We start from the raw sequence: 19192 nt of genomic DNA on the forward strand, positions 1-19192 counted from the left end.
ACAATGCGTAGACCAGGCAGTATGTGGAGCCTTGAAACCCTCGGTCGTGTGCGTCTGTCCCGTCATTTTTTCATGCGCGATTTTCTGTATTCGGAAATAGGCAATTTTCACGAAAAGCAGAATTTTCCTGACGATCCCGACCTTGCCATCGAAACCGGAAAGGCGCTTTGCGAAACCCTGCTGGACCCGCTTGAGGAGACCTTTGGCCGGATTGCCGTACGATCCGGCTATCGCTCGGCATCATTGAACCGTTTCGGTAATGAAAACCGGCTGAATTGCGCGCGAAATGATAACCCGCTGGAATGTCACATCTGGGATCGCGCGGTGGGTGATGATCGGATTGCCGGTGCATCGATCGTGATCCCATGGTTTGCGGATCAATATGAGGCGGGGCGGGATTGGCGGGATTTGGCGTGGTGGATGCACGACCATCTGGAATATTCCGAAATCTGGTTCTTTCCAAAACTCTGTGCTTTCAATCTGGTCTGGAGGCCTGTGCCTCATAAGCGCATCGACAGCTATATCGCGCCGCGGGGCTGCCTTCTGCGCCCAGGAGGCACGCCTGGCGAGGGTGAACTTGAGCGGCAAAGACGATATGCGGACTTCCCCGCTTTTCGCGGTATCCGCTACCCCTGAACTTTAACTTGCCGAACCATACAAAACCTCTCATCCTGAAACTAATGACGACGATTTGAGTGACTTTTCCAAAGGAGGCGTTGTTTGATCGAGCCGTTGGTTCTTTTGCCCGGTTTGATGTGTGATGCGCGGGTATTTGAGCATCAGATGCGCGCCCTGTCACGTGATCGCGCCGTGACGGTCGCTTCGGTTTCGACTGCTGAACGGATTGAAGAGATCGCGCGGGGCCTATTGGTTCAGTTGCCACAACGCTTTGCATTGGCGGGCCTAAGCCTGGGCGCCGTAGTCGCTTTGGAAATTGTCCGATATGCACCCGAGAGGGTGTCGCGCTTGTGTCTGATGGCTTCGGATGCGCATTCGGAATCGCCCCAGACCGCAGCCGCGCGGGAGGAGCTGTTGGTCGCCGCCAAGATGGGTCGGTTAGAGGAAGTGATGCGTCGGCTGATTGGATCGGATTCGCTGGCCCCGGGGCCTCGACGTATTCCCATTCTTGCTGATGTCATCTCGATGGCGTTGGATTTGGGCCCGCAGGTGTTCGAGCGTCAGATTCGTGCGCTGCAGCGTCGCCCGGATCAGCAGGGCAACCTGCACCGGATCACGGCCCCGACTTTGGTGCTATGTGGGGCGCATGACACGGTTGTTCCGGTGCGAAGGCATGCGTTCATGGCGGACCTGATCCCAAATGCAGAACTGCACGTCATCAAGGATGCAGGACATTTGCCTACGTTGGAATCGCCTGAAAATGTCACCGAGGCGCTGAAGACCTGGCTCAGCGTGAAGCCTGCGCTGGATTACGCGTAGAGCGCTTTACGCTGTTCTTTGCTGAGAATGACCGGGGTTGAGATCGTCTGGCCCGTATTCTGATCAAAGAACGGGGTGTCCCTCCAGCTGCCAGAAAGCCGGGATTTTAGTACCCGCGTAACAATCCCGGCGACAGCGTAACCCAGTCGCTTGTGTTTGTGTTTTCCATCGGCCTGGGGAATGAACCCTTGGGTCGTAACCGGCCCTAAACAGTCCGGGTCGGAAACTCGTTTCACATCAAAGCCCGCAAACGGAAATTTTGGAGTATTTGATGTCGTCGCCAGCGGCGCATTGCAGCAGCTGGCATACCAGCGCAGCATCCCCTTGGGGCCAAGGCGCATCGCGGCCAGGTGTTCGATGCCGCCGTCGATCCTTATTTCTTCAGGGGCCATTTGGAAAATCTCCACCGGTTCCGGCGCAGGGTCCGGTTGCCCGAAAGATATCTGCGCGGCCCGGCAATCACGGCAAAAGCAGACTACATGCGTTCCGTACTGAACGCCTCTGGCTGTAATGCTGCCAAAGAGTTTTCCACAGTTGCAGGCGAAAGCCGTCTGTTTGGCGACTTTCTTTCCCATCGGCGTTAGGCCACTTTGTTGCGGTTGGCCGCTTTGCGCGAGGGTTTGCGGGCGTTGGCGTTCATAAATTCGATCACCAATGGGCGGATATTGTCGCGCCAGCTACGGCCGGCGAAGATGCCATAGTGACCTGCGCCAGGTTCGACATGGCTGGCTTTTTTCGAGTCCGGCAGCCCTGTACACAGCTCGAGCGCAGCAATGCACTGGCCAGGGGCCGAGATGTCGTCATTCGCACCTTCGACTGTTTTGACTGCAACGTTTGTAATTTTGCCGATATCCACCTTGTGCCCCGCAACAACAAACTCGTTGCGCGCGATTTCGCGGTTTTTGAAGACGCGTTCGACGGTCGAAAGGTAGAACTCGGCGGTCATGTCCATGACGGCGAGATATTCATCATAGAATCTGTTATGGGCATCGTGATCCGAAGCCTCGTCCCGCATAACCCTCTGGATCTGCTCGGAAAACGCCTGAGAATGCCGGTCCGAATTCATCGACATGAACGAGGCCAACTGCAGCAGGCCGGGATACACCATGCGCCCGACGCCCTTATACTTGAAGCCGACGCGCTGAATCATGGTTTCTTCCAGCTGCCCCATTGTCACGCGACGGCCAAAATCGGTCACGTCGGTTGGTGTGGCATCCGGGTCAACAGGTCCGCCGATCAATGTCAGCGTACTGGGTTGGGCTTTGGGTTCGACCTCGGCCAGATAGGCTGTGGCGGCCAGAGTCAGCGGCGCCGGTTGGCAGACGGCTACAACGTGGGTGTCCGGTCCCAATTCTTTCATGAAATCGACAAGGTAAAGTGTATAATCCTCTACATCAAACTTACCTTCGGACACGGGGATATCGCGCGCATTATGCCAGTCAGTGATATAAACTTCGCAATTCACCAAGAGGCTCTTTACGGTGGACCGAAGCAAGGTGGCGTAATGTCCAGACATCGGGGCGACCAACAGCACCTTGCGGGGCTGTTCGGCGCGGCCATTGACACGTATATGTATCAAATCACCAAAAGGGCGTTCGATCACCGGGACAATATCGACCAGATGATCCTTGCCGTCTTCGCAAGTGAATGTACGGATTCCCCAGTCAGGTTTTACAACCATGCGCTGGAACGTCCGCTCAGTCACCTCGCCCCAGGCGGCCATCATGCTGAACGCAGGGTTGGGCACCATCGAAAACAGCGGATAAGAAGCTATGGCACTTGCCGTAGCACCCATCCACTGATTGGTGTTGCGCATCGTTTCCATCAGATCGTAGGTCATCATGTAGCGCATGAAATGGGCCTCCTGAGTGTCAGCCTGATAATTCGGACCATTCGTCGCTTTGCCCCCCGACGCCCACGACGTTATTCTGCATAGCAGCGAGGTTAGGGTGGAATTGTTAAAATGACAACAAGTGAAGATAACGCGCCAGAGCTGTCCGAGGAACACCTTGAACGGATTAGAGAAAATATGACGAAAGTCGAAGAATTGTCGAAAAGGCTGATCGATGTGATGGCTGGCAAAGAGGCACACACTCCCGCGTTGGACGGTCCGAATCAAGATCTTTTCGCAAGAGCAGCAACTTCGTATTTCGCCGAAGCGTGGCAGAATCCCGCCAAGCTTCTGGAACATCAGGTCGCCTTCTGGGGACAATCCGTTATGAACTTTGCTGAGGCTCAGCAGGCGCTGTCCGCCGGCGGGGTCGAGGACAGAGAACCCGGACCCAAGGATAAACGGTTCTCAAACCCTCTTTGGGACACCAACCCCTATTTCCGGTTTATTCGCCAGCAGTATCAGACAAATGCCGATGCAATCGCGCAGGCGGTTGCTTCGGTCGACGATCTGGACGGCAAGGACAAGCAGAGGCTGCATTTCTTTTCGCAACAGATCATTGACTTGATGTCTCCGACGAATTTCCTGGCCTCCAATCCCGACGCGCTGGAAAAGGCGGTCGAGACGGAAGGGCAATCGCTGATCAAAGGGCTAGAGAATCTAGTTGCGGACCTAGAAGCCAATAATGGTGAAATGGTTGTCAGACTGGCGGATGAATCCGCGTTCAAGCTTGGCGAGAATATCGCGACAACTCCGGGCGACGTGGTCTATCGCAACAGGCTTATGGAGTTGATCCAGTACAAACCCACGACCGAGACCGTACACGAGACCCCGATCGTTCTGTTTCCGCCCTGGATCAACAAATACTATATTCTGGACCTTAAGGCGCAGAACAGCCTCATCAAATGGGTGACCGAGCAAGGCTATACCCTGTTTGTTGTAAGTTGGGTTAATGCGGATGCTTCTCATGCCGAGGTCGGTATGGGCGACTATGTCGAAGAGGGATTTCTGACCGCCATCGAGACCGTCAAGTCGATCTGTAAGGTCAAGCAGGTCAATGCGGTGGGATATTGCATTGCCGGCACCACGTTGAGCTTGACGCTGTCCCTGATGAAGCAGCGTGGCGACAAATCCATCAAATCGGCGACCTTCTTCACAACCTTGACCGATTTCGGTGAACAGGGGGAATTCACGCCGTTCCTACAGAATGACTTTGTCGATGGCATTCAAGAACAAGTGACAAAAGACGGTATTCTAAAAGCATGGGTCATAGGTCGTACCATGTCGTTCCTGCGATCGAATGACCTGATCTACGGCCCTGCCATTCGAAGCTATATGATGGGCGAGACCCCTCCGGCGTTTGATTTGCTCTACTGGAACGGGGATGGCGCAAATCTTCCGGGCAAAATGGCAATCGAGTATTTGCGGGGGCTTTGCCAGAAAAATCAATTTGTGACCGACGGTTTCGATTTGCTTGGGCACAAACTGCATATCCGCGACGTTGATGTTCCTTTGATGGCCATCAGCTGTGAAACCGACCATATCGCCGCCTGGAAAGATTGTTATCGGGGTGTGCAGCAGATGGGGTCACGTTCGAAGACGTTTGTCGTTTCGGAATCCGGTCACATAGCAGGCATCGTGAACCCGCCGAGCAAGAAGAAATACGGCCACTACACCAACCCTGATCTGAATGCGGATGCCGATGCATGGATGAAAGAGTCCGATTTTCATAAAGGGTCCTGGTGGCCGCAGTGGGAAGCTTGGCTGAAGAAGAGATCCGGCAAGCAGATCCCCGCGCGCCAAGTGGGCGATTCGGGATACGCTTCCCTGGCCGAAGCACCAGGAACCTATGTTTTGGTGAAGGCAACAGATTGATTTTTAACAGTTTAGAAAAATATTGCTGCAGCGCAGCAAGAAAAAACTTGCAATGCTGCGATGCAGCAACGATATTGTCCTCAAGCTGATGAAGCCCGGGGTTGGCCCGGATCGGCAAGCAAAGGATTTGGACAATGGCAAAGACTCAAGACTTTACCGCGACCCTGAAAGACATGATGGGTGCATTCCCTGTTGACACCACCGCTCTGGAAGGTGCGTTCAACACCACCGCGACCCTGAACGAAAAGCTGTCGGGCGTTGCTCTGGAAGCGGCTGAGAAATCGGCTGAGATTTCGAACAAATGGACCAAGGAAACCCTGGCCAAACTGTCCGATATGTCGAAAGCGAAATCTGACCCTGCAGATTACGCAAAAGCTGCAACCGACTACGCAAGCGCGTCGGCTGAAGTTGCTGCTGAAAACCTGGCTGCTTTCGCTGAAATCGCGAAAAAAGTTCAGTCGGAAACCGTTGAGCTGCTGATGGCTGCTGGCAAAAACGCTGCAGAAGATGCAACTGCCGTTGTCAAAAAAGCAACCAACGACGTGTCCACTGCTGCGAAAAAAGCAGCTGGCGCCAAGTAAGGTAAGATAGCGAGGCGCACCCACTCCTCCCATTTGGTGCAATCGCGTTGGGCAGGTCGAAAGACCTGCCCTTTCTTTTTGTTCTGCACTCGCATAATCTCTGCTGCAATGCATCATTCCTTGGGGAGGGTAGACGGTGTCAGAACAAGAAAAACCGTTGCTAATCAAACGATATGCCAGCCGTCGGCTGTATAACACTGAAACCAGTGACTATGTCACGCTCGAAGATATTGCGGCATTCATACGTGACGGTCGCGAAGTTCAGATCATAGACCTGAAGACTGGGGATGATCTGACACGGCAATATCTGCTGCAAATCATTGCCGAGCATGAAAGCCGCGGTGAGAATGTCCTGCCGGTGAACGTGCTGAACGATCTTGTGCGCAGCTATATGTTGCCGGGCGGAGGAGTGATGCCGCAATTCCTGCAAAGCTCGTTCGAAATGCTGCGCGAAAGCCAAAGCAAAATGATGGAAAACATGTCTGCGATGAATCCGATGACCCAGATTCCGGGTTTCGAAGCGCTGCAAGCGCAGCAAAAGGCATTTCTGAAGGCGATGACCAGCGGCATTTCCGGCAGTTGGTCCGGTCCGGAAACGGATAGCGAGGCCAAACCCCAGTCGAGTGAGGATCTGGACGACATCAAGAAGCAGTTGGCGGAGTTGCAGCAAAAGCTGTCTAAACTGAACTGAATTTGTCCACACAATGAAATAGGCCCGCCGCTGGCGGGCCTTTTCGTTTGAATTCAGCTTGTTCAGGTTCCAAATGCGATTTTCGGGGCGGTAATTTCCCCTACTGAAGCCAACAGAATATCAGCGATCACATCCAGTTCCGCGCCTGTCAGGCGTACAGGCAGGCGCACGTCGCAAGCTTTCATCAGCATGTTTCGCGTTTGTGGCAGCTCGGTCTGTTCCGGCAGGAATTGCCAGTTCCAAAAGGCACGGGCGTTGTCTTCACTCAGGCCGAATACCTGAACTTTCACCCCGCGTGCCTCGGATGCTGCGGCAAAGGCGCGGATATCATCATCGCTTAGGTCAACCAGATTGAATTGGATCGAGTCCGGCGCCCGGCGTTCTGGCATCAGCGGGGCAGGCACGTTGATATAGGGTGATGAGTTCAGGCGCTCCGCCACATAGTCGTGGTTTTGCAACCCATCGCTGACACGACGTGCCAATTCAGGCATCTGGGGACGGATTACTGCAGCGCTCAGGTTGCTCATCCGCAGGTTATACAGCGGCAACTGGTTCTGCCAGCGGCCAAAGGCCTCTTCGAGTTCCGATGAGTTGTCGCCACGCGGACCTTTGTGTTTCTTCCAATTATGTTCGTAGGCGCCGGACATGATCACGGCACGCGCCACTAGATCAGCGTCGTCGGTTATCAGAATGCCACCTTCGCCCGCATTGATCATCTTGTAGGACTGAAACGAGAAACAGCCGATCTTGCCAATCGTCCCAATATTGCGGCCATGCCAAGTTGTCCCCAGCGAATGGGCTGCGTCCTCGATCACCGGAATGTCGCGCGCGCTGCACAGGGTCATGATCGCGTCCATATCCGAAGTATGTCCGCGCATATGGCTAATGATCACGGCCTGCACGTTATCCAGTTTGGCGGCAAAGTCATCCATGTCGATGCGATAATTGTCACCCACCTCACACAGTACGGGGATGCAATCCGCATGTATGACCGATGAGGGCACCGCCGCAAAGGTAAAGCCCGGTATCAGCACCCGCGCGTCCCGCGGCAAACCCAGCGCCTTGAGCGACAGGAACAGTGCCGCTGAGCAGGACGATACAGCCAGCGCGTATTTCGTGCCCAGCAGTTCCGCGAATTCCGACTCGAGCATCGCAACCGGAGCGTCCTGCGGCGCAGTGTAGCGGAACAGGTCGCCTGACTGCATCAAGGCATCAATGGCGTCGCGGGCGGCCGCGGGGATGGGTTCGGCGTCATGGACGTTAGGAGGCAGCGTCATATTTGGCATTCCTGAATTCTATCTTTGGGAAAGATAAAGCTAATGAAGTGTCAATCCAAGCCCTTAATCTTCAGGGTGGCGAAATTTCACTATTCTGTCGTAGTCAGAGAGACACAGGTTGGCTTACCCCGCGTAGCGGGAAATTCTTTTGAACTTGCAACTTTGGGGGAAGTAAGGTGGCAATGGATCTTCTTTGACGTTGTTCTCGTATGATGGGTTGGATCACTGCATTGACTATCAGTCATTTGGCCCTTTGTGGCGCGCTTTCAACTTTCGCTTCGGCGGTTCACGCAGATTATCTTCTGTCGGATGGCACTGAAGTTGCGCCGCTTGAGATGTTTCAGGAATGCGATGTTTGCCCTGAAATGATTGTCTTGCCTATGGGTGAGTTCATGATGGGTGGACCACCGGGAGAATCGAAACGAAACTTTCATTGGGATGAAAAAGGGCGCCGACCCGCGACAGCGGAAGAGCCGTATATCGCGCATAGTGAAGGTCCGGTTCATAGCGTCAGAATAGATCTGTCCTTTGCCATGGGACGTAACGAGGTTACCCGTGATGAGTGGATGGCCTGCGTTGAAGATGGGGGATGTAGCAAATATGTGCCGGAAGATTTTGTAATCGGCGATAGTTTTGAGCGCATAGATCTTACGGGCAATCATCCAGTGAATGATGTGTCTTATTTGGATGCTTTGGCTTACACGGATTGGCTGAACAAAAAACTCGGGATAGATGCCTACCGCTTACCAACGGAAGCCGAATGGGAATATGCCGCCCGTGCCGGAACGCAGACTCCTTTTGCGCAAGGAGAGGAAGTTACGACGGATCAGGCCAATTTCCATGCCAAACCGACAGAAGAGATGATTGGTGAAAAGCGGCCGGATTTAGTGTGGCGCGGTTACCCAGTTCGCGTTGATGAACTTGATGCCTCCAATGCTTGGGGTCTTCGGCATATGTCGGGGAATGTCGGGGAAAGAACGATGTCCTGCTGGACAGCGACGCACCCGGGTTGGTCGACTTCCAGCCAGCACTTAGAGATGGCGAGATCAGTCGATTGTCACAGGCGGGTTGTAAAAGGCGGTTCTTATCCATTTGCTATGGATTTTTCGCGCGCTGCAAGTCGCGGTGGGGCGGGCATTGATTGGCGGTCAAAATTGACGGGCTTTCGTATCCTGAGAGAGTTTAAGTGAGTTTCTCTGACAATCTCGAAATCAGAATCCCAGCCGGTCCCGCAGGGAAAACCATGTCATCGCCAGCACTAGCAACGGGCTGCGTAGGGCGGGGCCTCCGGGGAAGGGCAGGGCGGGTACGCGGGACATGGTGTCGAACCCTTCGGCTTGGCCCTGAATGGCCATCGCCATCAGTTGCCCGGCATGTGTAGCTGTGCCAACACCGTGACCCGAATAGCCAGAGGCTGACAGGATATTCGGGGCAACCCGTGTCAGGTAGGGCATTCGCCGCATGGTGATACCCAGAGTACCGCCCCACGCATAGTCGATCTTTACATCGCGCAGATGCGGGAAAATCTCGGTCATCGGTTTGCGCACCTTGGAGGCGATATCTGTCGGGAAACGGTAGCCATAGCTTTCCCCGCCGCCGAATAGCAGGCGGTTGTCGGCGCTGAGGCGAAAATAGTTCACCACAAACTTGGTGTCGGCGACGGCGACATCCCGGGTCAGGACGCGGGCGGCATCGGTGCCCAAAGGCTCGGTCGCGGCGATGAAATTGTTGATCGGCATGACGCGCGACGCCACTTTGCCGTTCAGGTCACCAAGATATCCGTTGCAGGCCAATATGACGTGGTTGGCCGTCACCTTTCCCTGCGGGGTTTGCACGATGGCCGGATCGACTTCGTCGATCCCGGTGACCTCGGTACCCTCAAAGATGCGCACGCCGGCCTTGGCTGCGGCTTCGGCCAACCCCAGGGCAAAGTTCAGCGGGTGCAGATGCGCCGCCCCCATGTCCAGATAACCACCGCGATAGGTGGGCGATGGGCAGAGACCATGCGCGGCGCCTTCGTCCAGCAGCTCCATATGGTCATACCCATATCGCGCCGACAGATGCGCGGCGTGATCGTGGAGGTCTTGCTGATCCCCGGTGCTGAGGCCCAGAACCGCCACGCCCGGTTTCAGATCACAGTCGATTTTGTGCTTTTCGATCAGCGATTTGACCAGATCCTTGGCATCTTCAGCCAGATCCCACAGCTTGGCGGCATCGTCATCGCCGACCAGGCGTTCAAGGTCTTCCTGATCCATCCGCTGGGCGCTGCCCAGCTGCCCGCCATTGCGGCCTGACGCTCCGAAACCAACGCGATGCGCCTCAAGCAGCACGACGTCGAACCCGGCCTCGGCCAGATGCAGCGCGGCGGACAGTCCGGTATAGCCGCCACCGACCACACAGACATCCGCTTTGGTATCCCCAGCAAGCGCAGGAAAACGGTCGAGCGTGTTGGCCGTCGCGGCATACCAGCTGGCCGGATACTCGGCCTTGCGGTCGTTGGAATAGAGGAGATTCATCGCGGCTTAAACGTTCATGAGCAGGTGCTCACGCTCCCACGGAGAGATGACCTGTAGAAATTCTTCATACTCGGCACGTTTGACAATGCCATAAACGCGGGCAAATTCCGGACCCAGCACCTCGTGCAGGGCGGTGGCCTCGTCGAACAGGTCCAGCGCATTGCCCATGACCTGCGGGATATCACCGTCACCTTCGTAGGCGTCGCCATAAAACTGACGGCGCGGACGTTCCTGCTGTGTCAGGCCGAGATAGCCGCAGGCAAGCGACAAGGCGATGCCCAGATAGGGGTTGCAGTCCATGCCTGCGATACGATTTTCAACGCGCCGCGCCTCGGGGCCGGACAGGGGAACACGGATGCCGGTCGTGCGGTTGTCACGAGCCCATTCCAGATTGATCGGCGCGGCATGGTCTTTCACATAGCGGCGGTACGAGTTCACATAAGGTGCCATGACTGCCAGGCCTGCAGGCAAGTGGTTTTGCAGCCCTGCAATGAAGTTATAGAATGCATCCGTTTCGCCGCCCTGAGGTCCGGAAAAGATATTCTGTCCGGTTTCGATCTCGGTGATCGAGTGGTGGATGTGCATGGCCGATCCGGGCTCATCCGCAATCGGTTTCGCCATGAAGGTCGCAAAGCAGTTGTGTCGCAACGCGGCTTCGCGGATCAGGCGTTTGAAATAGAACACTTCATCTGCCAACTTGACCGGATCACCATGGCGCAGGTTGATTTCAAGCTGTCCGGCGCCGCCTTCCTGGGTGATGCCGTCAATCTCGAATCCCTGATGTTCGGCAAAGTCATAGATGTCGTCGATCACCGGGCCGAATTCATCCACTGCTGTCATCGAATAGGCCTGCCGCGCGGCCGCCGGACGACCCGAACGGCCCATCATCGGTTTGATCCCCTGCGCGGGGTCGACATTGGGGGCGACCAGAAAGAACTCCATCTCTGGCGCGACAATCGGTTTCCAGCCTTTGTCGTGATACATTTTTACGACGCGCTTCAACACGTTGCGTGGGCTGAACGGGATCGGCTCTCCGTCCCGGTCATAGGCGTCGTGGATCACCTGCAGTGTCCAGTCACCCGTCCAAGGAGCAGCGGAAGCAGTCGAAAAGTCAGGCTTAAGGATCATGTCCCGTTCAATGAAGCCGTCCTCTCCGGCGGCTTCGCCCCAGTCCCCGGTGATAGTCTGGTAAAAGATACTATCGGGTAGATGGAAGTAGGACTGGCGTGCAAATTTGGTGGCCGGAACCGCTTTCCCGCGCGCGATGCCGGGCAGGTCAGAGATGATGCACTCGACCTCATCCAATCGGTGACCTTCAAAATAGGTACGGGCTGCCTGTGGCAGTTGTTCTGTCCAATCGGCCATCAGGCCCTCTCTTTCTTCAAAAACTCTGCCATGAACTGTCCGATCTTCGGACTGTCGTCGCGGGTGGGAAGGCGGTCGGCGGCGGCCTGCATCAGATTGTCTGGAACGACACCTTTGCCGCGTGTGTCCATCAGCCCTTCGATGAAGCTGTCGCCATACTCCGGGTGGGCCTGAACGGTCCAGATCGTGTCGCCATAGGCCAGCATGGCATTCTGGCAAAAGGCGTTCGAACCGGTTACTTGTGCACCGGCGGGCAGCTCTACCACCTGGTCCTGATGCCAGGCATTCAAAGTGACGGTCTGTCCGTCCAAATCGTAGTCCGTCCGCCCCACGGCCCAGCCCTGTTTGAACTTTTCAACTTTCCCGCCAAGGGCTTGCGCAATGACTTGATGACCAAAGCATATGCCGATCAGGGGTTTGCCGCTTTGATGGATGTCGCGGATCAGCGCTTCGAGCTTGCGAATCCAGGCATGGTCCTCATAGGCGCCATAGCGCGAGCCGGTGATGATCCATCCATCAGCATCGTCAAAACTTTGCGGAAAGTGATCGTCGACAACCGCATAGGTCACAAACTCAAAGCCGTTGCCATCCAGCAGCGCGCGAAACATGCCGTCATATTCACCGAACTGATCGTGCAATTCGTCAGGGGGGTGGCCGGCTACAAGGATACCGATTTTCATGGGTCACCAAATTTGATCAAATTTATTCTAGCTGAGCAGAACGAAGCGGGCAAGGGGGCTCAAACCGCCTCGAGATAACTTAGCCAATGCTCCTCGGGTGGGCGTTCGTCAAAGCGCAGGATCTCTTGTCGCTTTGTCATGGCAAGATTGCTGATCAGCGGGGCGGGAAAGATGCGCGCAACTTGCGGATCGGTTTCAAGGGCGGTGATGGCTGAAGCCCAGTCGCCAGCGAGTTGCGGCAGGCCGTCGATCTCATAGGCGTTGCCCGTGATCGGAGCTGGCGGTTCAGTTCCGTCCTCGATGCCGTTCAGCGCCGCACCGAGTACGGCGCTCAGCATGAGGTAGGGATTGATGTCACCACCTGCAACGCGATGTTCGATCCTGCGGGCAGAGGGCGCGCCGCCGGGAACGCGCAGCGCGGCAGTGCGATTTTCATAAGCCCAGCATGCCTCAGTTGGGGCATGGGCGCCGGGGACAAGCCGGGTGTAGGAGTTCCCGTGCGGTGCAAAAATCAGAGTTGAACCAGGCATTGCGGACAGACATCCGGCTATGGCCGAGCGCAAAAGATCAGTGCCTTCAGGCCCGCCATTGTCAAAGACATTTTGCCCATCCTGGTCGACGACCGAAAAATGGACATGCATCCCATTGCCCGCATCCTGGGCATAGGGTTTGGCCATGAAAGTTGCGGTAAACCCATGTTTGCGCGCAAGGCCACGAGTCAACACCTTGAAAAGCAACGTATCATCTGCGCAGCGCATGGCGTCCTGATGGTTCAGGTTGATTTCAAACTGGCCAATCCCGCTTTCGGAAATGGCGGTTTGAGCCGGGATGCTCATTGCCTCGCATCCGTCATAGAGGTCTGTGAAAAAGGCGTCGAACGCATCCATTTCCGCCATGGACAGGACTGCCTCGTCGACCAACCGTCGCCCCGTCAAAGGATTGATCGGAGGCACCGGCCGTGCACCTGATGAGTCCAATAGCGTGAATTCCAGCTCGGTCGCCGCAACAACAGACCAGCCACGCTCGGCATAGCGTTGCAGCACCGAGGTCAGAGCATGGCGAGGGTCGCCGGCAAAGGGCTTGCCCTGATCGTCATACAGGGACATCAACACCAGCGCTGTTTCGGTTTCAAGCCAGGGAACTGGGACGGGGCCACGCTCGGTTGGCAGTAATATGCCGTCCGCGTCGCCTGATTCAAACACAAGCGGGCTATCCTCGATATCCGCGCCCCACAGATCAACATTCAATGCCGAAAAGGGCATCCGCACCACACCTTTACTCAGCTTGTCAGCATAAGAAGGAGGCACGCGTTTGCCGCGCAGCTGACCGTTAAGGTCGCAGGCCGCTACGCGAAAACTGTGTAGGGCGTTCAGGTCCATCGGCGTCTCCATCACTCTGGTACTCCGAGGTTTAATCGACACAAAGCGCCTTGTCACGAAATTTGATCAAATTATCCCCGCGCCGTTTTTTTCGGCGCGGGGTCGGGACCTTATGCAAAGCTTATGCCGTTCTCGGCCATCGGCAGATCGGCAATCAAGGTCCCCGACATTGCCTTGATTGCGTTCGCGAGCGCGGGGGCCGAGGGCGGCGTGCCGGGTTCGCCCACGCCTGTGGGGGCCTCGGCCGAGGGCAGGATGTGGACGTCGATTGTAGCTATATCGCCGATCCGAAGGGGCTCGTAATCCGGGAAGTTGTATTGATCCACGGAACCGCCGGTCAGTGTGATCTGATCGCGCATCACATGCCCGATGCCATAGCCGATGCCACCTTCCATCTGGGCACGCACCACGTCGGGGTTCACCGCGATACCGCAATCGACAGCACAGGTGACCTTTTCGATCTTGATACCGTCATCCGGATCGCCCGAGATTTCGACCACCTCAGCCACATAAGAACCAAAGGATTTGTGCACCGCAATACCTTGCGCTCGACCGGCAGGGACGTTGCCCCAATCTGCTTTCTCGGCCGCAAGTTTCAGAACTGAGGCCTTGCGCTGTTGGTCTGCATTACCCGCATCCGCCAGATGTGCGAGACGGAACTCAACCGGGTCACGGCCCGCGGCGGTGGCGGCCAAATCCATCATTGTTTCCATCGTATAGGCAGTGTGGGTATGTCCTACCGACCGCCACCATAGGACCGATGTGGCCTTGGGTGTGTCGGTCAGTCCAAGCGCCATCCCCGGAATATCATAGGGGCTGTCTGCGATGCCCTCGATCGAGCTGTGGTCGACGCCGTCATGCACTGCAACCGCTTCGAACGGGGTGCCCTTCATGATCGATTGCCCAGCAACCTGATGCTGCCATCCCACGATATTCCCCTCCGCATTCAACCCGACACGAACTTTGTGGCCGAAGGCCGGGCGGTAATACCCGCTGCGAATGTCGTCTTCCCGCGTCCAGACCAGTTTGACCGGGCGCGAGCGGTCAGTGACAACAAAGGCCAACGCGGCCTCAACCTGATAGTCCGCATCCGGTGTTGCGCGACGCCCGAAAGACCCGCCGGCCAGCATCGTTCTGATGTGGATTTTCTCGGGTGGCAGCTGAAAGATTTGCTGATACGCCATGTGCGGGCCGGTTGGCATCTGAGCGCCATCATGCAGAACGATGTCACCCTCTGCTGTCTGTTCGATTGTGCAGTTCAGTGGCTCCATCGGAGCATGGGCGAGAAGCGGGTAGTAAAAAGTTTTTTCTACGACCGTATCCGCCGCGTCGATCGCCGCCGAAACCGTGGCAACATCTGCCTTGTTCACGTTATAGGCGGGCTCGGCATTCAGCGCGTCCATGATCTCGGCCTTGATCTGATCCGAGTGGCGGGTTTCAGCGCCGGACATGTCCCATTCGACCTCAAGCGCGTCACGCGCCTGAATCGCGGCCCAGGTATCTTCGGCATAGACCGCAACGCCCGCCTGATTGGGCAATGCAGCGGCGCTGATATAGCCTTTGATCTCTTTCGAGGCGCTGTCGTCAAAGCTGATGACAACACCACCGCGCGACTCCGGACGTTTGATCATCGCAACCATCTGGTTGGGCAGGTGGACATCCATGGCGTACATCGCTTGTCCGTTGCCCTTGATGGCCGAATCCGTGCGACGCACGGCCTCGTTTCCGATCAGGCGGAATTCCGAGGGGTCTTTCAGGCGTGGCTCGGTCGGCGCTTCCATCTGCGAAGCGGCTGCCACGAAATCGGCAATCGGTGCAGATTTCTCGTCTGCTTTGACGATGCCTTCCTCAATGGTGATGCCTGATGCATCGACGCCCCATCTTTGGGCGGCGGCGTTGATCAGCATCTCACGGGCAGCAGCGCCAGCCTGACGGTATTGCAGCCAGGAATTCGCCATCGCGGTTGACCCGCCGGTGCCTTGGAAGGGGCCAAACAGCAGATTGTTATAGACTTGGGGGTTAGAGGGCGCGAATTCGTATTCGATCTGCTCCATGGATACACCGATCTCCTCGGCGATCAGCGTCGGCAGGCCGGTCGCAGGGCCCTGACCCTTTTCGAAATGCTTGACGATGGCGGTCACGGTGCCGTCGGCGTCAATTTTCACAAACGGGTTGAGTTGCGTCGTCTCAGATGAGGCCGCAGCCAGAACGCCATCGGGGCGGGAACCAACCAGCAAGACGGCACCGGTCGCAGCAGCGCCTTTCAGAAAACCACGGCGAGAGGTATTGATGGTCATGGATCAGGCCTCCAGAATTTCGGATGCGCGTTGGATACCGGCGCGGATGCGTTGATAGGTGGCACAGCGACAAGCGTTGCCAGACATGTAGTCATCGATTTCTTCAACGCTGGGCTTTGGATTCTCGGACAGCAACCCGACCGCCGACATCACCTGACCCGACTGGCAATAGCCGCATTGAACCACGTCCAGTTCGACCCAGGCCTGCTGAACAGCAGCGCCGATATCATTGTCGCCCACGGCTTCAATCGTGGTGATTTCGGCATCTTCAACATCCTCGATATACGTCTGGCACGAGCGCACCGGCTCTCCGTCCAGATGCACTGTGCAGGCCCCGCAGGATGCGACACCGCAGCCGAATTTAGTTCCTGTCATCTTCAGTTCGTCCCGGATCACCCACAGCAGGGGTGTGCCGGGCTCGGCCTCGACCGTGTGGGTCTGGCCGTTCAGTTTCAATGTTAAAGCCATTGGGGGGTCTCCTGTTGGGCTGGCTACCTGAATTAGTAAACTCATGGGTTTACTCTATTTAGGCGAGGGAGGAGTGTAAACCCGAGAGTTTACCTGACGTTTGACCGGCTCATGTCAAAGGGTCTATAGCTTTGAAGCATGAATGATCTCAGCGCACCGAAAGCATCAAAGCATGCCCAGATCATCGAGGCTGCCGTGGCCGAATTCCAGGAAAAGGGATTTTCGGCGGCCAGTATGGATCGGATCTCGGCCCGGGCCGAGGTGTCCAAACGTACATTGTACAAGTATTTCGAAAGTAAGGAAAACCTGTTCCGCTCGATCGTGGTTGAGCTGTCGAACCGCTTCTCTAAGGTTCAGGATATCAGATATGAAAAGGGCAGAGATATCCGCGCGCAACTGACAGATTTGGCTTGGGCCGAGGGGCGCATTCTCATGTCACCCGAGGTGATGGCGATGTCGCGTATGGTGATCAGCGAAACCTTGCGCAATCCCGACCTTGCGGTCGCCGCGCAGGACAAATTGGACAAAACTGCCATCTTCTCGGCCATGCTTAAAGATGCGGCAGAGGATGGTCAGCTACGCATCGATAACCCCGACATCGCGGGTCGTGAGTTCATCGGATTGATCAAGAGCAGGGCATTCTGGCCCATGGTTTTTTGCGGGACCGTACTTAGTCAGGACGAAATGTCTGATACCATTCAGCGCAGCGTCGAAATGATGATTTGCCGGTACGGTGTCGACAATCGGTAACGCGGTTGGCAGACACAAGGACGGCCCCTTTCGAATATGCTAAACCCCGGGCTGCCCGATTCGATGGGCAGGAATTTGCGGTTTCGATCCGTCTGATTGGATACCGGGTGCGACGAGGACTCAGCATTGAATGACAAGGTAAGACAAGCCGCACGCCTGAGCGTCGCCCCTATGATGGATTGGACGGACAGGCATTGTCGCTATCTGCATCGGTTGCTGAGCACCGAGGCGCTGCTGTACACTGAAATGGTAACAGCGCCTGCGTTAGTTCGGGGTGGTGCGCTGCATTTGCTGGACTACAACCCGCAGGAGCATCCCGTGGCCCTGCAACTGGGCGGGTCGAACCCTCAGGAATTGGCACAAGCGGCCCGGTTGGGGGCGGATGCTGGTTATGATGAGATCAATCTGAATTGTGGCTGCCCGTCTGATCGAGTGCAATCTGGCACTTTTGGTGCGGTGCTGATGAAATCCCCTGACCGCGTTGCGGATTGTGTTGCCGCAATGCGCGAAGCCGTGGACGTAGATGTCACGGTCAAATGCCGCATTGGAGTCGACGACCAACAGCCCGAAGACATTTTGCCTGAGTTTCTGAGCCAGATCAGGCAAGCGGGATGCTCTCGGGTCACAATTCACGCGCGCAAAGCCTGGCTGCAAGGGCTCAGCCCCAAGGAAAACCGGGATATACCGCCTTTGGATTATGATCTCGTGCATCGGATGAAGGCGGAATTCCCGGATATGCACATCTCTATAAATGGTGGCATTGCTGATCTGGAACAGGCGCGCGGGCATCTGGATGCAGGGCTGGATGGTGTGATGATCGGGCGGGCTGCGTATCATCAGCCGTCAGATGTTCTGTCCACAGCGGATCCTGTGATTTTTGGGGTCGGTCAGGCCGCCGACCCGTTTGCTGTTGTCCGGAAAATGGTGCCTTATATCGAATGCCATCTTGCTGGCGGAGGGCGCTTGCACCAGATTACGCGACATATGCTTGGCCTGTTCGCAGGACGGCCGGGTGCGCGGGCTTGGCGACGGACCCTGTCTGAAGGTGCGGTGCATGACGGGGCGGGCCCCGAGGTTATGTTGCAGGCACTGGATCATGTCGCGCCTCTGACCGAGGCCTGAATGGTGGCAATACGGCAAAAGGTCGGTTGGGGGGAATGATGCCCGAAGTAATGTTGCTTGCTCAGATGCTGGTTCTTCTGCTGGTGATCGGAGCGCTGGCAGGCGTTTTGGCGGGTCTGTTGGGTGTCGGTGGAGGCATCGTGTTGGTCCCTGCTTTTTTCTATGCGTTTCAGACCCTTGGGTATGGCGGCCCGCAGTTGATGCAGCTGTGCCTCGCCACCTCACTGGCAACGATTATCGTAACCTCACTGCGGTCGGTTCTGGCACATAACAAAAAGGGTGCCGTTGATTGGGATATCCTGCGCAGTTGGGGTCCGGGCATCGCCATCGGTGCGGTGTTGGGCGTGATGGTGGCATCCGCTCTTCGGACCGAGGCATTGCAAGCCCTGTTCGGTGTATTGGGTATGGTGATTGGTGCCTATCTTGGTCTGGGTAAATCCGAATGGCGGCTTGGAGACGCCATGCCCAAGGGCCTGAAACGCGCTCTCCTGTCGCCCTCGGTCGGCTTCCTATCCGTTCTGATGGGTATCGGCGGCGGCAGCTTTGGCGTGCCGTTAATGAGCTTGTTCAACACGCCAATTCACCGGGCTGTCGCCACGGCGGCCGGGTTTGGCGTGATCATCGCTGTGCCCTCGGTCATGGGGTTCCTGTTTCTCGAAATTGCCCCTGAACACCGCCCGCCCTTTACCATCGGCGCCGTCAATCTGATTGCCTTTGGGATTGTGGTCGCCATGACCATGATCACTGCGCCCTGGGGCGTAAAGTTGGCCCATGCGATGGATCCAAAGCCGCTCAAGCGGATATTCGCGGTCTTCCTGACTCTGGTCGCCCTGAATATGTTGCGCAAGGCGTTGGGTTTTTGA

The 19192-nt window shown here is 56.3% G+C and carries 18 protein-coding genes; 9 read left to right on the plus strand and 9 right to left on the minus strand.

Annotated elements, in window-relative coordinates; translation table 11 throughout:
- Positions 1-21: 21 nt before the first annotated feature.
- Positions 22-636 carry a hypothetical protein gene (locus AC2FJV_RS10920; RefSeq protein ID WP_281994992.1) on the plus strand — a complete coding sequence of 205 codons (615 nt, stop codon included), beginning with the start codon at positions 22-24 and terminating at the stop codon, positions 634-636.
- Positions 637-720: 84 nt separating this feature from the next.
- Positions 721-1437: an alpha/beta fold hydrolase gene (locus tag AC2FJV_RS10925; protein ID WP_496688537.1), complete on the plus strand. Its 717-nt coding sequence runs from the start codon at positions 721-723 to the stop codon at positions 1435-1437.
- On the opposite strand, the gene AC2FJV_RS10930 is transcribed toward AC2FJV_RS10925, so the two are convergent.
- Entirely contained in the window at positions 1428-2012 is a 585-nt protein-coding gene (locus AC2FJV_RS10930) for a DUF6151 family protein (RefSeq protein ID WP_496713712.1), read from the minus strand. The two genes, AC2FJV_RS10925 and AC2FJV_RS10930, sit on opposite strands and share 10 nt — an antisense overlap.
- 5 nt (positions 2013-2017) lie before the next feature.
- On the minus strand, positions 2018-3289 hold the full coding sequence (phaZ, locus tag AC2FJV_RS10935) for a polyhydroxyalkanoate depolymerase (RefSeq protein WP_496688533.1): 1272 nt from the start codon (positions 3287-3289) through the stop codon (positions 2018-2020).
- 111 nt (positions 3290-3400) lie between these two features.
- On the opposite strand from phaZ, the gene AC2FJV_RS10940 reads away from it, so the two are divergent.
- The 3 genes from AC2FJV_RS10940 to phaR all read left to right on the plus strand — a co-directional run bounded on the left by AC2FJV_RS10940 (position 3401) and on the right by phaR (position 6475).
- Positions 3401-5203 (plus strand): PHA/PHB synthase family protein, encoded by a 1803-nt coding sequence (locus AC2FJV_RS10940; RefSeq protein WP_496713714.1) that lies wholly within the window; start codon positions 3401-3403, stop codon positions 5201-5203.
- Between the two features lie 134 nt (positions 5204-5337).
- Positions 5338-5784, plus strand: coding sequence for a phasin family protein (locus tag AC2FJV_RS10945; protein ID WP_142633002.1), 447 nt, complete (start codon positions 5338-5340; stop codon positions 5782-5784).
- Between the two features lie 136 nt (positions 5785-5920).
- Positions 5921-6475, plus strand: a complete 555-nt coding sequence (gene phaR / locus AC2FJV_RS10950) for a polyhydroxyalkanoate synthesis repressor PhaR (protein ID WP_142633004.1) — start codon at positions 5921-5923, stop codon at positions 6473-6475.
- Between the two features lie 62 nt (positions 6476-6537).
- Here the strand turns inward: phaR and AC2FJV_RS10955 are convergent, their stop codons facing one another.
- Complete coding sequence (locus AC2FJV_RS10955; RefSeq protein ID WP_496688530.1) at positions 6538-7752, minus strand: DegT/DnrJ/EryC1/StrS family aminotransferase; 1215 nt, start codon at positions 7750-7752, stop codon at positions 6538-6540.
- A gap of 209 nt (positions 7753-7961) precedes the next feature.
- Between AC2FJV_RS10955 and AC2FJV_RS10960 the strand changes: the two genes are divergently transcribed.
- The gene (locus tag AC2FJV_RS10960) at positions 7962-8942 is read left to right on the plus strand and encodes a formylglycine-generating enzyme family protein (RefSeq protein WP_496713716.1); all 981 of its coding nucleotides are present in this window, start codon (positions 7962-7964) and stop codon (positions 8940-8942) included.
- A 21-nt stretch (positions 8943-8963) separates the two neighbouring features.
- Here the strand turns inward: AC2FJV_RS10960 and AC2FJV_RS10965 are convergent, their stop codons facing one another.
- The 6 genes from AC2FJV_RS10965 to AC2FJV_RS10990 all read right to left on the minus strand — a co-directional run bounded on the left by AC2FJV_RS10965 (position 8964) and on the right by AC2FJV_RS10990 (position 16457).
- Positions 8964-10268 (minus strand): NAD(P)/FAD-dependent oxidoreductase, encoded by a 1305-nt coding sequence (locus AC2FJV_RS10965; RefSeq protein WP_496688527.1) that lies wholly within the window; start codon positions 10266-10268, stop codon positions 8964-8966.
- A gap of 6 nt (positions 10269-10274) precedes the next feature.
- Positions 10275-11633, minus strand: coding sequence for a glutamine synthetase family protein (locus AC2FJV_RS10970; RefSeq protein WP_496688525.1), 1359 nt, complete (start codon positions 11631-11633; stop codon positions 10275-10277).
- Complete coding sequence (locus AC2FJV_RS10975) at positions 11633-12313, minus strand: type 1 glutamine amidotransferase (RefSeq protein ID WP_496693373.1); 681 nt, start codon at positions 12311-12313, stop codon at positions 11633-11635. The genes AC2FJV_RS10970 and AC2FJV_RS10975 overlap by 1 nt, the downstream gene beginning before the upstream one ends.
- 59 nt (positions 12314-12372) lie before the next feature.
- Positions 12373-13692 carry a glutamine synthetase family protein gene (locus AC2FJV_RS10980; protein ID WP_496713718.1) on the minus strand — a complete coding sequence of 440 codons (1320 nt, stop codon included), beginning with the start codon at positions 13690-13692 and terminating at the stop codon, positions 12373-12375.
- 110 nt (positions 13693-13802) lie between these two features.
- A complete protein-coding gene (locus AC2FJV_RS10985; protein WP_496713720.1) occupies positions 13803-15989 on the minus strand; it encodes a molybdopterin cofactor-binding domain-containing protein in 2187 nt (728 codons plus the stop codon).
- A 3-nt stretch (positions 15990-15992) separates the two neighbouring features.
- Positions 15993-16457: a (2Fe-2S)-binding protein gene (locus AC2FJV_RS10990; protein ID WP_281994420.1), complete on the minus strand. Its 465-nt coding sequence runs from the start codon at positions 16455-16457 to the stop codon at positions 15993-15995.
- A 138-nt stretch (positions 16458-16595) separates the two neighbouring features.
- Between AC2FJV_RS10990 and AC2FJV_RS10995 the strand changes: the two genes are divergently transcribed.
- The 3 genes from AC2FJV_RS10995 (at position 16596) to AC2FJV_RS11005 (ending at position 19192) form a co-directional block, all read left to right on the plus strand.
- Positions 16596-17207: a TetR/AcrR family transcriptional regulator gene (locus tag AC2FJV_RS10995; protein WP_496713723.1), complete on the plus strand. Its 612-nt coding sequence runs from the start codon at positions 16596-16598 to the stop codon at positions 17205-17207.
- 126 nt (positions 17208-17333) lie between these two features.
- A complete protein-coding gene (gene dusA, locus AC2FJV_RS11000) occupies positions 17334-18329 on the plus strand; it encodes a tRNA dihydrouridine(20/20a) synthase DusA (protein ID WP_282027334.1) in 996 nt (331 codons plus the stop codon).
- 38 nt (positions 18330-18367) lie between these two features.
- Positions 18368-19192: a sulfite exporter TauE/SafE family protein gene (locus AC2FJV_RS11005; protein ID WP_281971883.1), complete on the plus strand. Its 825-nt coding sequence runs from the start codon at positions 18368-18370 to the stop codon at positions 19190-19192.

Source organism: Ruegeria sp. CDSA241 (assembly GCF_059611265.1).

Excerpts from the sequence above, each read along its gene's own strand:
- AC2FJV_RS10920 (WP_281994992.1), top strand. The coding sequence starts at position 22 with ATGTGGAGCCTTGAAACCCTCGGTCGTGTGCGTCTGTCCCGTCATTTT.
- AC2FJV_RS10930 (WP_496713712.1), bottom strand. The coding sequence starts at position 2,012 with ATGGGAAAGAAAGTCGCCAAACAGACGGCTTTCGCCTGCAACTGTGGA.
- phaZ (WP_496688533.1), bottom strand. The coding sequence starts at position 3,289 with ATGCGCTACATGATGACCTACGATCTGATGGAAACGATGCGCAACACC.
- AC2FJV_RS10940 (WP_496713714.1), top strand. The coding sequence starts at position 3,401 with ATGACAACAAGTGAAGATAACGCGCCAGAGCTGTCCGAGGAACACCTT.
- AC2FJV_RS10945 (WP_142633002.1), top strand. The coding sequence starts at position 5,338 with ATGGCAAAGACTCAAGACTTTACCGCGACCCTGAAAGACATGATGGGT.
- AC2FJV_RS10955 (WP_496688530.1), bottom strand. The coding sequence starts at position 7,752 with ATGACGCTGCCTCCTAACGTCCATGACGCCGAACCCATCCCCGCGGCC.
- AC2FJV_RS10960 (WP_496713716.1), top strand. The coding sequence starts at position 7,962 with ATGATGGGTTGGATCACTGCATTGACTATCAGTCATTTGGCCCTTTGT.
- AC2FJV_RS10965 (WP_496688527.1), bottom strand. The coding sequence starts at position 10,268 with ATGAATCTCCTCTATTCCAACGACCGCAAGGCCGAGTATCCGGCCAGC.
- AC2FJV_RS10970 (WP_496688525.1), bottom strand. The coding sequence starts at position 11,633 with ATGGCCGATTGGACAGAACAACTGCCACAGGCAGCCCGTACCTATTTT.
- AC2FJV_RS10975 (WP_496693373.1), bottom strand. The coding sequence starts at position 12,313 with ATGAAAATCGGTATCCTTGTAGCCGGCCACCCCCCTGACGAATTGCAC.
- AC2FJV_RS10980 (WP_496713718.1), bottom strand. The coding sequence starts at position 13,692 with ATGGACCTGAACGCCCTACACAGTTTTCGCGTAGCGGCCTGCGACCTT.
- AC2FJV_RS10985 (WP_496713720.1), bottom strand. The coding sequence starts at position 15,989 with ATGACCATCAATACCTCTCGCCGTGGTTTTCTGAAAGGCGCTGCTGCG.
- AC2FJV_RS10990 (WP_281994420.1), bottom strand. The coding sequence starts at position 16,457 with ATGGCTTTAACATTGAAACTGAACGGCCAGACCCACACGGTCGAGGCC.
- AC2FJV_RS10995 (WP_496713723.1), top strand. The coding sequence starts at position 16,596 with ATGAATGATCTCAGCGCACCGAAAGCATCAAAGCATGCCCAGATCATC.
- AC2FJV_RS11005 (WP_281971883.1), top strand. The coding sequence starts at position 18,368 with ATGCCCGAAGTAATGTTGCTTGCTCAGATGCTGGTTCTTCTGCTGGTG.